General features: G+C 69.7%; 9 protein-coding genes and 1 CRISPR repeat array. All 9 genes read left to right on the top strand.

The annotated features are described in order from the left end of the window. The first annotated feature begins 329 nt into the window (after nt 1–329). The 9 genes from AC0Z36_RS28440 to cas2e all read left to right on the top strand — a co-directional run bounded on the left by AC0Z36_RS28440 (nt 330) and on the right by cas2e (nt 10781). Nucleotides 330–926, top strand: coding sequence for a hypothetical protein (locus AC0Z36_RS28440; protein ID WP_485465952.1), 597 nt, complete (start codon nt 330–332; stop codon nt 924–926). A gap of 322 nt (nt 927–1248) precedes the next feature. Then, nucleotides 1249–4140: a CRISPR-associated helicase Cas3' gene (cas3, locus tag AC0Z36_RS28435; protein ID WP_485465951.1), complete on the top strand. Its 2892-nt coding sequence runs from the start codon at nt 1249–1251 to the stop codon at nt 4138–4140. 251 nt (nt 4141–4391) lie between these two features. After that, nucleotides 4392–6053, top strand: a complete 1662-nt coding sequence (gene casA, locus AC0Z36_RS28430; protein WP_485465950.1) for a type I-E CRISPR-associated protein Cse1/CasA — start codon at nt 4392–4394, stop codon at nt 6051–6053. Nucleotides 6054–6058: 5 nt separating this feature from the next. Beyond that, nucleotides 6059–6682, top strand: coding sequence for a type I-E CRISPR-associated protein Cse2/CasB (gene casB / locus AC0Z36_RS28425; protein ID WP_485465949.1), 624 nt, complete (start codon nt 6059–6061; stop codon nt 6680–6682). 90 nt (nt 6683–6772) lie between these two features. Then, on the top strand, nt 6773–7921 hold the full coding sequence (gene cas7e, locus AC0Z36_RS28420) for a type I-E CRISPR-associated protein Cas7/Cse4/CasC (protein WP_485465948.1): 1149 nt from the start codon (nt 6773–6775) through the stop codon (nt 7919–7921). Further along, a complete protein-coding gene (gene cas5e, locus AC0Z36_RS28415; protein ID WP_485465947.1) occupies nt 7918–8721 on the top strand; it encodes a type I-E CRISPR-associated protein Cas5/CasD in 804 nt (267 codons plus the stop codon). Before cas7e ends, cas5e begins: the two co-directional genes overlap by 4 nt. A gap of 5 nt (nt 8722–8726) precedes the next feature. After that, nucleotides 8727–9485, top strand: coding sequence for a type I-E CRISPR-associated protein Cas6/Cse3/CasE (cas6e, locus tag AC0Z36_RS28410; RefSeq protein ID WP_485465946.1), 759 nt, complete (start codon nt 8727–8729; stop codon nt 9483–9485). Then, entirely contained in the window at nt 9478–10494 is a 1017-nt protein-coding gene (gene cas1e / locus AC0Z36_RS28405) for a type I-E CRISPR-associated endonuclease Cas1e (protein ID WP_485465945.1), read from the top strand. Before cas6e ends, cas1e begins: the two co-directional genes overlap by 8 nt. Then, the gene (cas2e, locus tag AC0Z36_RS28400) at nt 10491–10781 is read left to right on the top strand and encodes a type I-E CRISPR-associated endoribonuclease Cas2e (RefSeq protein WP_485465944.1); all 291 of its coding nucleotides are present in this window, start codon (nt 10491–10493) and stop codon (nt 10779–10781) included. Before cas1e ends, cas2e begins: the two co-directional genes overlap by 4 nt. Nucleotides 10782–10846: 65 nt before the next feature. Further along, nucleotides 10847–12034: direct repeats of the CRISPR family, unit length 28 nt; unit sequence GTCGGCCCCGCGCACGCGGGGATGGTTC. Nucleotides 12035–12154: the final 120 nt, after the last annotated feature.

The following is a 12154-nucleotide window of genomic DNA, read 5'->3' as shown; positions in this document are numbered from 1 at the left end:
CACCGGTGCGGCCGGGTGCGCAAAAGCCGTGCCGCGCCTCCATCCGACTTCCCCGCCGGAGCCTGGAGCACCGCCGATCCGCCGCCGAATACGCCGCCGAATACGCCAGGGCAGCGACCGTACATCGACACAACGTCGGCAACTCTGTTGCTTTGTTAAGGATTTGGCATGATTCAGCCGCTTCCGAAGCCGGGCCCCTTGTGCGGTGTTGTCGACGGTGTCCTGTGTCGGCGGTCGGCCCCAGTGCCGGCCCCGCAACGGGCCGCTGCCCGACGACGGCCGCCCACACCCTCAGCTGACCCAGAGTCCATTCCCAACAAGGAGTAATCGTGCAGTTTTCCTGTTCGCCCGCCCGTGCGGGTGCCGCCGTCGCCACCGCCGTCGCCGCCGTGCTCCTCAGCGCCGCCCCCGCGATGGCGAACCTTGTGGTCACCCAGCCCACCGTCCCCAGCCTGGCCCCCGGCGCGACCGGCGAGGTGACCTTCAAAGCGACTAGCGAACTCGAAACGAAGTTCGACAAGCTCGTTTTCACCGCCCCGGCCAACACCACGTTCACCCGCAACTCCTACACCTTCGAAGGCGGCCCGGGAACCCTCAAAGACTGCACGACCTCCGCCGACGCGAAGACCCTGACCTGCGGCGGTATCACTGGCGTGACGAAGGCCGGCGCGACGGCGACGTTCGGTGTGCAGGTGAAGATGGACCCCGCCGCCCCGGCGAACACCACCATGACCGCGGGCAACGTCACCGCGTTCCTGGCTGAGGTTGTCAAGGGGGAGGGCACCTACACGGTCAAGACCCCGGCCCCGGACGCCGTTCCCATGGCCGACACACAGGCCGCGCTGGCGGTCGGCGGAGTGCTGGCCGTCGGCGCGCTGGCCGGTGGTGGTGTCGTGCTGCGCCGCCGGACCGTGCGCCAGTATTAGCCGGCACTGCTCCAGCGGTCCAGGGTGGGGCGTGGCGCTGCCACGCCCCACCCTTCCTTTGTCGGGGAGTCGGTGCGGCCCCGGCCACCACCCCGACCGGCCCGGCGCAGAGGTCTACCGCCTGATCACCACGGTTAGAACCATCCCCGCACGCGCGGGGCCGACCTGACCGGCCGCACGGCGGCAGTCCACCCCGGGGAACCATTCCCGCACGCGCGGGGCCGACTACTCCATGCCCAAAGTGTTGTCCATCTCCCGGGAACCATCCCCGCATACGCGAGGCCGACTACCGTGTCGCGGAAACGTGCACGGAGGAGACCCGGTGACACTCGACCAGCGTCTGCGCGACCACGGCTACACCCCGGAAATCATCGCAGGGATCGCCGCACTCTGGGCGAAGTCCCGTAAGAACGGGGGTGGGAAACTCAGCCTGCTGCTGGCCCACCTGCTGGATACCGCAGCGGTCGCGGAGCAGATGTGGGACAACTATCTGGCTCCCTCGACCAGGCGCCTGCTCGACGACCTGTCAGCCGGGCGCGGCCGGCAGTTCTTCGCCTGGCTGTGCGGCAGTCACGACCTGGGTAAGGCGACGCCCGCCTTCGCGCATCTGGACGCCGAGGGCGCGCACAACGTCCGCGCCGCCGGTCTGGGCTGGGACCCCCGCTACGTCGACAAGGCGAGGAACTGGCGCCATGACTGCGCCGGCGGTCTGCTGATCTGCGAGTTCCTCCAGGACGCGGGCTGGGCCGAGGAACAGACAGAGTGGCTGTGGCCGTTGATCGCCGGCCACCACGGGCTGTTCCCCGGCGGCGGGGGCATTCGGGAGCCCCGGAGCCGCCACCAGTTGCGGGGCACCGGCCGGTGGCCGGAGGTCCAGCGTGCCGTCGTCGATGTCTTCACCCGGGAGCTGGGGTTCGCCGGCCTCAATGATGTCCAGCCTCGCGAACAGCCTTCCCGGGCAGCCCAGTTGCAGCTCAGCGGACTCATCGTGCAGGCCGACTGGATCGCGAGCGGCCCGCACTTCCCCGGTCTGGATAACCTGGCCGATATCAGCCTCAAACGGTCCCGTACCCGGGCCGCACAGGCATGGACGGCCCTGGGGCTGCGCGGCGGCTGGGGAACACTTCCCGTTCCCGGGCCCGGTCTCTACCAGGCCCGGTTCGGGGAAGACTCCCGGCCCTCCCAAAAGATGGTGATCGAGGCCGCGCGGACGATGACCGCCCCGGGCATCCTGGTCGTCGAGGCCCCCATGGGCGAGGGCAAGACCAAAGCCGCCTTTGCCGCAGCGGAAATCCTGGCCGCCCGCTTCGGAGCTGACGGAGTGTTCGTCGGCATGCCCACCCAGGGCACCGCGGATCCCATGTTCACGCAGGTGCGCTCCTGGGTGGGGCAGATCGATCCGGAACTCGCCACCCAGGTCGCCCTGTTGCACGGAAAGAGCATGTTCAACAAGCAGTGGAAAGAACTCCGCGAAACGGGACAGGAGAGCGACGCCCGGTTCGCCGGCGTCGACGAGTTCGGGATGTCCTGCTGCGACGACGGATCCGACGCCGAGCCCGGTGAACAGTCCCTCGGGCGGCAAGCCCCCGCAGAGTGGTTCTTCGGCCGCCACCGGGGCCTGCTCGCCCCGTTCGTCGTCGGCACCGTCGACCAGCTGCTGATCGCCGCGACCCGCACCAAGCACGTCATGCTGCGCATGGCCGGCCTTATGGGCAAGGTCGTCATCCTTGACGAAGTGCACGCCGCCGACGTCTACATGGGCCAGTTCCTCCAGGAGGCACTGCGCTGGCTCGGGCAGGCGAAGGTGCCGGTCATCCTGCTGTCCGCGACCCTGCCGCCCGCACAGCGCCAGGACCTGGTGGCGGCGTACCTCGCCGGGGCCGCCTCGAAGAAACTGACGGAAGCGCCCGACTTGCCGGAGCCCGCGGGATACCCGTGTGTCACAGCGGCCTGGACCGACGGGGCCGAGCCCCGCTGCCTGGTGGACCACACCCGGTCGTGGCGTACGGACCTCAACGTGCGGGTGTCGGTCCTGCCCGAGCCGGTGGCGGGTCGCAACGCCCAGGAGCGGGCCGCCGCAACCGCGCAGGCTGACCTGGAGGTCGCGGACCTGCTGGAGGACAGACTGGCCCAAGGCGGGTGCGCACTGGTCATCCGGAACACGGTCCCCCGCGCACAGTCGCTGTTCACCGTGCTCGAATCCCGCTTCGGAACCGCCGACGTCCGGCTCCTGCACGGCAGACTGACCGTGAGCCGCCGGGCGGAACGTACGGCGCAGTGCCTGGACCTCCTCGGCCCACCGCACCAGAGCGCCGGACAACGCCCCGAGCGACTGATCCTGGTCGCCACCCAGCTGGCCGAACAGTCCTTCGACGTCGACGCAGACATCCTCGTCACCGACCTGACCACCATCGACTACCTGCTGCAGCGCATCGGCCGACTCCACCGCCACGACGCAACACAGCGGCCCGCACCGCTGCGCGAACCCCAGGTGATCATCACCGGAGTCGGTACGGGCGACGACGGCCTGCCGCAGGGCCTGTACGCGAGCGAGAAGATCTACGGCCGTGCGCTCCTGCTGCGCACCATGGCCGCGGTCCAGGAGGCGCAGAAGGACGGCTGGTCCGTGCCGGGAGCCGTTCCGTCGCTGGTGGCCCGGGTGTACGGGGACGGCGAGGTGCCTGACGGCTGGCACGACGCCGTACGGGACGCCGCCGGGCAGTGGGACGAGGAGCAGCGCCAGCGGGCGCAGAAGGCCCAGCCCATGCTGCTCACCCGCGGTGGCGAGCAGGAGAACCGCACGCTCGCCGGCCTGCACGCCACCGGTGCCGCGAGCGGCGACGACCAGGTCCTGGAGGCCATCGTCCGGGACGGGGAGCGCAGCGCTGAAGCGATCCTCGTGGTCAGGGACGAACGCGGCTACCGGACGGTGCTCGGGCGCCGGTTGAGCGTCAACGGCGATGTGGCGCCGGAGTTGCTGGACGAGGTGCTCGGGTCGGCCGTACGGCTTCCTGCGGGCGGGCTTTCCGACCTGGCGGAGGAGTTGCTGACGCCACTTCCGGGCTGGAGTCAGGACCGGTGGCTCCAGTACTCCCGTGCGCTGGTTCTGGACGGGGAGTTCCGCGCGGCTGTGGGGGATTACGTACTGCGATATGACGACAGGCTCGGTCTGGTCCAGGAACGCGCTCCAGTACGAAAGACCTTCCGCAGGTAGGGCCGTGGGAGCAGGGCGGAAGACGCAGACGCTGCTTCCGCCCCGCGCCCCGCAGGTGCGGGGCCGACGGGTTGCCCGGTGTCGATGTCAAACACAGCCATGGGCCATCCCTGCGAGGTGCAGGGCCTGCTGGATCCCCGGAATCCATGGGGTACTTCAGGGAACTTTCCCATAGTGGTCCCACCGAGGAATCAGCCGCAGTACGGTTTTCATCGACGGGCACTAAACAAAGCCAGTTGATTGGATTTCGTATGCCGTCTTTCTCTCTGGTGGACGATCCCTGGCTGCCCTTGTGGCACGTCGACGGTTCGCCGCCGCACGACTACCCGCTCCGGGTGGCGCTCACCGAAGCCCCCCGTTTCGGTGGGCTGGTGACGGAGTTACCGACCCAGGCACCGGCGCTGCTGCGCCAGGTCCTTCTCCCCGTGCTCCTGGACGCACTCGGCCGTCCGGACGGTCGCAAGGATTGGTTACGGCGCTTCGAGCAACGCGCGTTCACCGCGATCGAGCACAGACGTCTGAACAACTACCTCGACGAACACGCGTACCGCTTCGACCTGTTCCACCCGGTCCACCCGTTCGCCCAGGTGGCTGAACTCCGTACGGCCAAAGGCGAGACCAAGGGCTCAGCACTTCTGGTCGCCACCGAATCCAGCGGCAACAACGTGCCGCTGTTCAGTAACCGCAGCGAAGCCGACGTGCTCCCGCTGCCCCCCGCCCAAGCTGCACGCTGGCTCCTGCACACCCACTGCTGGGACACCGCCGCCATCAAGACCGGGATGGTGGGCGACAGTCAGGCCACAGCCGGTAAGACGACCGGCAACCCGACAGGGCCGTTGGGACAGCTCGGCATGATTGTTCCGACGGGCCGGAGCCTGTACGAAACCCTCCTGCTGAACCTGAAGTTCGAAGGGTGGGCCTTCGAGGCTGATCGCCCGCACTGGCGGCGCGGGCCGGACGACCAGACGTATGCCGGGAGTCCCAGCTGGATGAAGCGTAACCCGGCCGGAATCCTCGATCTGTGGACCTGGCAGTCCCGCCGCATCCGGCTGGTGCCGAGCGAAACCCCGGACGGCGAACGGGTGGAGCGGGTGCTGATCGCTGCCGGTGACCGGCTGCCGGAAACCCCGGACTGGGAGCCCCACACCGCCTGGGTCCTGGAACAGACGAAGAAGAACTCCCTGCGGCGCCCCCGTCGGCACCAGCCAGGGAAGAGCGCCTGGCGCGGGCTGGAGCCGATCCTCGCGGTCGAACGGCAGGACAGGGCCCAGACGAAGAAGGGGCCCGGTTTCGCCACCTCGCCCCTCCTGGGCCAACTTGCCGACCTACGCGGGGAGTTTCCTTCTGACTACCCCCTCCAGGTGGAACTGACGGGAATGACTTACGGCACCCAGTCCGCCGTGGTGGACGACGTCTACGCCGACGCGATGCCGCTGCCGGTCACCGCGCTCGACACGGACTCCCTCACGTACGAAGTGCTGGTCGAAGTCGCCGGACAGGCCGAGGCGCTGGCGCTCGCGGTCAACAACCTGTCCGCGGACCTGCGCCGTGCGGCCGGCACCGAACCGATCCCCTGGGACAAGGGGCAGCGGCCCGGGGAACAGCTGCTGCACGCGCTCGATCCGCTGATGCGGCGTTTTCTCCACGGCGTCCAACGCGCCGGTGAGGATGCCGAACTGATCGAGCGTGGGCAAGCCGCCTGGGAGCAGTCGGCCCACCGGTGTGCCGCGGCGGCAGCCGAACAACTGCTCGTCACCACGCCGGGCACCGCCTTCCTCGGCCGGATGGTCAAGAAACGGCAGTACCGGGCGTCCACCGCCGAGATCAGTTTCAGCAAGCGGGTCAACGAGATCCTGACGCGTTCCGCGGACGCGCGACGCGAAGCCCGCAGTACGGACGGGGAACTGACGTGACAGTGATGTCCGATGACGGGACACGGAACCGCTACTGGCACAAGAAGGCGCACGCGGACGGCTGGCGGACCGACCCCGTCACCGGGAAGGCCGGGCCCCCTCCCGGGGTCGACCTCGCACTGTTCCGTACGGCCCTGACCCGCGAACCCGGCGACGTGATGGGGATGTGGAGACACATCGCCGCGCCGACAGACGACCGGGCCGCACAGCACGACGAACTGACCAGCGGGCAGCGGGCCGAGTTCGCCGCACTGGCGCTGTTCGGGCTGCACCAGCAGTCCAAGCACACCCCCATGCACCGCAAGGGAGTCCAGCCGGGCCAGGCCCTGCGGGTCCTGCGGGGCAGCGAGAAGTACCGGGACAACCCGGAAGCCCTGGACGTACGGGTCGCCGCCGCGGTGCAGTCCACCAGCGTCACAGCGTTCCGCTACCGGCTCCGGAGCCTGCTGGAGCTGCTACGCGGTATCGACCAGCCCCTCGACTACGACGCGCTCTGCCGGGACCTGACCGACTTCGAGACCTCCGGGGGCCGGGCCCGCGTCCGGCGCTTCTGGGGAAGGGCCTACTTCGGCTGGAAGCAGCCGGAACGCAGCGGACCGGGTGATCCGGCTCCGGACGCCCTGTTCTGAGCGTCCGTCGACCGCGTCGCGGCCTCCGGGCCCCTGACCTCCCCGGCATTCCCAGCTTCCCGGCCCACGGCCAACCACTACGGAGAATCCATGAGCGACAAGCGGCTCTACGTCGACATCCACATCCTGCAGACCGTGCCCCCGGCCAACCTCAACCGCGACGACCAGGGCAACCCGAAGGAAAGCGTCTACGGCGGGGTCCGCCGCTCCCGCGTCTCCTCGCAGTCGTGGAAACGGGCCACCCGCAAACGCTTCGCGGCGCACACCCCAGAGGCCGAACACGGCACCCGCACCAAGCGGATCGCCGCCGAACTCGCCAAGCGGCTCACGGCCCGGACCGGACTCGGTGCGGAACCCGCCCAGCGGCTGGCGAACGCACTGCTCACCCCGCTGGGCATCAAGCCGGGCAAGAAGGCGGGCGACACCGCGTACCTGCTGTTCTTCGGCTACGGCCAGCTCGAAGCCATCATCGACCTGATCGCCGGCCAAGCCGCCGACCTGGCCGCCCTGGGCGACGAAGACCTCGCCGCAGCGGTCAAAGACCTCCCGGTCAAGGCCGAACTCCAGGCCGGGCACCCGGTGGACGTCGCGCTCTTCGGCCGGATGGTCGCCGACATCGCCTCCCTCAACGTCGACGCCTCCGTGCAGGTCGCGCACGCCATCTCCACCCACGCGGTGGAGCTGGAGTTCGACTACTACACCGCCGTGGACGACCAGAACGAGGCCGACGAGACCGGGGCCGGAATGATCGGCACGGTCGGCTTCAACTCCGCGACCCTCTACCGGTACGCCACCGTGAACGTGCAGCAGCTCGAAGCCAACCTCGGCGACCGGGACGCGGCGGTCCAGGCCGTCCGTACGTTCGTTGACGACTTCGCCCGCTCCGTGCCCAGCGGCCACCAGAACTCCTTCGCCCACCAGACCCTGCCGCACCTGGTGGCCGTCGTCGTCCGCGAAGACCAGCCGGTCAACCTGGTCACCGCGTTCGAAGAACCCGTCACCTCGGAGCAGGAGCGGGAGCGAGGCATCGCCGCCACCTCCGCCGTCCACCTCGCGGGCGAGTACGCCCGCACCACCCGACTGTGGGGCGACAAGCCCGCGCACGTCGCGCTGTTCCACACCTACCCGGAAAAGTCCCACGCGGCGGAGAACCTGGCTGAAGCCTTCGGCAAGTCCGTCACCTTCCCGGAACTGCTCGCGGAACTCCAGGAGAAGATCGCCGAGGCGGGCGAGGCATGACCGTACGCGATGACCCAGAGCAGGTGACCCTGCTCCTCCGCCTCGCCGGACCGCTCCAGTCATGGGGTGACCGCAGCGCCTTCAACCGCCGCGAAACCCGGCCCGAGCCCACCAAATCCGGCGTGGTCGGGCTCCTGGCGGCAGCAGCGGGACGGCCCCGCGAAGCACCGATCACCGACCTGGCACAGCTCTGCCTGGGAGTCCGGGTGGACCAGCCGGGCAGCCTGCTGCGCGACTACCACACCGTCAGCGACTACCGGGGTCGGCCGCTGCCGCAGACGGGCGTGTCCGCCAAAGGCGTCCAGCGGCCGACCTCCCCGGCCAAACCGACCCACCTCACCCAGCGCTTCTACCTCCAGGACGCGGTGTTCCTCGCCGCGGTGCGCGGACCCCGCGAGCTGATCGAAACGCTGGACCAGGCCGTCCGGCGACCGGCGTTCCCCCTGGCATTGGGCCGCCGGTCCTGCGTCCCGGCGCAGCCGTTGAACCTCGGTCTGCGTACGGGAGAACTCACGGAAATCCTCCGCACGGAACCGTGGCAGGTGTCGGACCACGCCCGTAACCAGTACGGCCGCACGACCGGCCGCCCGACCCGGATCGACCTCTCAGCCACCCTCGACGACGAAGACGGCGACGACGTACGGCACGACGTCCCGGTGTCGTTCAACCCGCTGGGCCGGGCCTTCAGCAGCCGCCGGGTCCGGCACCGGTGGCTGTCCGTGCCCAGCGGCTTCCCCGACTCCGGTGAGCCGTCCGGCAACGCCGCAGACCACGATCCGTTCGCGCTCCTGGGCTGGTGACCTCGATGACCTACCTCTCCCGAATCCGCATCAACCCGCTGCGTGCCGAAAGCCGGAAGATCCTGACCAATCCCCGGGCCATGCGCGGCGCGCTACTGGGCGCAATCCCCGACGCACCCACGCAGGAACGGACCCTGTGGCGGATCGACGCGGACAACCCGCGCCGACCGTTCCTGCTGGCGCTGACCGCGTCCCGGCCGGACTGGTCCCATCTGGTGGAATCCGCCGGCTGGCCGACCGCTGACGGTGATCATGCGCTCGTACGGGACTACTCGCCGCTGCTGTCCCACCTCGCTGTGGGACGGGAGTTCGCCTTCCGGACGACCGTCAACCCCGTCCAGAACACGCCGAGGCCGCAGAAACTCACCGAGGTCCAGGAGGCGCGCCTCGCCGACGCCAAACACCGGTCCTTCCGGATCGGCCACCGTACGGCCGACGCGCAACTCGACTGGTTCCTCAAACGGACCGGCCGGTGGGGCTTCGACGTGCCGGAGACCTGCGCCGACACGACGCGCGATCCACAAGCCACCGCAGAACCGGCAGCCCCGCCCCGGGACCTGCGGTTCACCGCCCGCGACCGGCAGTCCTTCCGCAAGGGCGGACAGGGCAAGCCCGTGGTCGTGACCACCGCGACCTTCGAAGGCCGCCTGGTCGTCACCGACACCGAAGCCTTCACCCGCACCCTGCTCGACGGCATCGGCCCGGCGAAGGCCTACGGGTGCGGTCTGCTCACCCTCGCGCCGCTGCGCGGTGGGGATGGCTGACATCTGGTGGAAAGCTCACCCGCACGACCTGCACCGGCTGGCCGACCGGGTGTCGAGCGTGTACGTCGAACGCAGCCACGTGGACCGCGACGAGAACGCGGTGGTGATCATCAACAAGAAGGAGACCGTACGGGTCCCCGCCGCGATGATCGCCGTGCTGCTCCTCGGCCCCGGAACCCGCGTCACCTACGCGGCGATCGCGCTGCTCGCCGACTCCGGGACGTGCGTGTGCTGGGTCGGCGAGAAGGGCGTACGGCTGTACGCGTCCGGCATCGGCCCGTCCCGCGGCGCCGGACTGCTGAACCGGCAGGCGTGGCTGGTCACCCGGCCCCGGGAGAGGCTCGACGTGGCCCGCCGGATGTACGCGATGCGCTTCCCCGGCGAGGACGTCTCCGGCCTGACGATGCAGCAGTTGCGCGGGCGCGAAGGCGTCCGGATGCGGCGTCTCTACAAGGAGCACGCCGAGCGCACCGGGGTGACATGGACGCGCCGCGAGTACAAGGCCAAAGACGCCTGCGCCGCCGGGGACGACGTCAACCGCCTGTTCTCCGCCGCGAATTCAGCGCTGTACGGGATCTGCCACGCGGTGATCGTCGGCCTGGGGGCCAGCCCCGGGCTCGGGTTCGTCCACACCGGGCTGGCGACGTCCTTCGTGCTCGACATCGCGGACCTCTACAAGGCGGAGTACACCATCCCGCTGGCCTTCGACCTGGCCGCGCAGGGGCTCACCACGGAGCGGGACGCGCGGCTGGGGCTGCGTGACCGGATCGGTGAGACGCAGCTGCTGGAGCGCATCGTCAAGGACGTCAAGGCACTGCTGACCCCGGAAGGCGTGGACATCCCGGAGGAGGGTGTCAACGACCTGTGGGACGAGACGTTGGGTACGGTCTCCGGCGGGGTCAACTGGGGCGGCCAGGACGACGGTTCCGTACCGGTTGTCGAGGCTCAGCTGGGTGAGGACCACATCGCGGTGATCGGCCCCGAGGTGGATGGGCCGGAGACCGCATGACGGTCATCGTCCTTATCGCCGCGCCGGAGGGCCTCCGCGGCCACCTGACCCGGTGGATGGTCGAAGTCAACGCCGGGGTCTTCGTCGGCAACCCCAGCCGCCGGGTCCGGGACTACCTGTGGGAGCTGCTGGCTTCCCGCATCGGTGACGGGCAGGTGGTGCTGGTGGAGCCGGCGGCCAACGAACAGGGCTGGGCGACCCGCACAGCGGGCCGCGACCGCTGGCGCCCGGTGGACTTCGACGGCCTGATCCTCTCCGCCCGCCCGCCGCGGAGTGAACGCCCATGATTCAAGATCATTTCCAAGTGAATGAGAAACGGCGTTAGCCTGGCTAAAGCACCAGGTCAAAAAGTGTCGGCCCCGCGCACGCGGGGATGGTTCGCATGCCGTGACACATCCGCCGGTAGACGTCCAGTCGGCCCCGCGCACGCGGGGATGGTTCCCCTGTACTACCTCGCATCTGAGGTTGATGAATGTCGGCCCCGCGCACGCGGGGATGGTTCCACACGAGGCGACCTCGACCTCTGGGAGCGCCCGTCGGCCCCGCGCACGCGGGGATGGTTCCGTCGGCGCGGCCGCTGATGTGGATGCCGTCGGGTCGGCCCCGCGCACGCGGGGATGGTTCCGCGTTCAACCCAAACGAGAACAGCATTGCTCAGTCGGCCCCGCGCACGCGGGGATGGTTCCCGATCGGCCACCCGTCGGCCCCCCAGACTCCGGTCGGCCCCGCGCACGCGGGGATGGTTCCCTTGCCGGGAGTCCTCGACGGGGAAGGCCCCCGTCGGCCCCGCGCACGCGGGGATGGTTCCCTCTGGTGCTCCTGGGCGGCAGCCAGTTCTACGTCGGCCCCGCGCACGCGGGGATGGTTCCGCGTGAGCGGTGACCATGATGTGTGGCGTGCAGTCGGCCCCGCGCACGCGGGGATGGTTCCGCTCTTCGCCTACCTGGGTCTCGACGCACGCAGTCGGCCCCGCGCACGCGGGGATGGTTCGCAGTCCCGGGACGTCAAGGCCGTCCTTGCCGGGTCGGCCCCGCGCACGCGGGGATGGTTCCCAGGTTGGCGCTGGCCTTCAGGCCAAGTCCGGGTCGGCCCCGCGCACGCGGGGATGGTTCCTGGCGGTACTGATCCACATGGATCGCAGGACGGTCGGCCCCGCGCACGCGGGGATGGTTCCAAGCAAGCGAGCTGGGTGTACTTCCGGGAAATGTCGGCCCCGCGCACGCGGGGATGGTTCCGCGGCAGAACGGCTCACAATCACGTTCGCCGGGTCGGCCCCGCGCACGCGGGGATGGTTCCGCGGCGAGCTGAGCGGCATCCAGTCCGACGGCGTCGGCCCCGCGCACGCGGGGATGGTTCCGCGTCGGCGCTGCCGAGTTCGTCGGCCACCTCGTCGGCCCCGCGCACGCGGGGATGGTTCCGCATCCTGCTGGTCCTGGCTCGTCAGCTGAAAAGTCGGCCCCGCGCACGCGGGGATGGTTCTGCTTCAAAGCCGGGCGCTCCTCGGCGAGCTGGGTCGGCCCCGCGCACGCGGGGATGGTTCCTGACTAAGCCGGTAGATCCGGAAGCTAGTGCAGCGATTCATAAGTCCTTCGGGGGCTTAGCTACGCTGAGTGTTCTTTGGGCGTGGCGAGGTAGAGCGCGCAGGCGCAGTCCAGGGCCT

The organism is Kitasatospora sp. UYEF31, from assembly GCF_057291755.1.
Note: the sequence above shows the minus strand (reverse complement) of the source record. Positions and strands in the feature narration are given on the sequence as shown.

Coding starts and splice junctions, on each gene's coding strand:
- casA (WP_485465950.1), top strand. CDS start 4,392: ATGCCGTCTTTCTCTCTGGTGGACGATCCCTGGCTGCCCTTGTGGCAC.
- casB (WP_485465949.1), top strand. CDS start 6,059: ATGTCCGATGACGGGACACGGAACCGCTACTGGCACAAGAAGGCGCAC.
- cas7e (WP_485465948.1), top strand. CDS start 6,773: ATGAGCGACAAGCGGCTCTACGTCGACATCCACATCCTGCAGACCGTG.
- cas5e (WP_485465947.1), top strand. CDS start 7,918: ATGACCGTACGCGATGACCCAGAGCAGGTGACCCTGCTCCTCCGCCTC.
- cas6e (WP_485465946.1), top strand. CDS start 8,727: ATGACCTACCTCTCCCGAATCCGCATCAACCCGCTGCGTGCCGAAAGC.
- cas1e (WP_485465945.1), top strand. CDS start 9,478: ATGGCTGACATCTGGTGGAAAGCTCACCCGCACGACCTGCACCGGCTG.
- cas2e (WP_485465944.1), top strand. CDS start 10,491: ATGACGGTCATCGTCCTTATCGCCGCGCCGGAGGGCCTCCGCGGCCAC.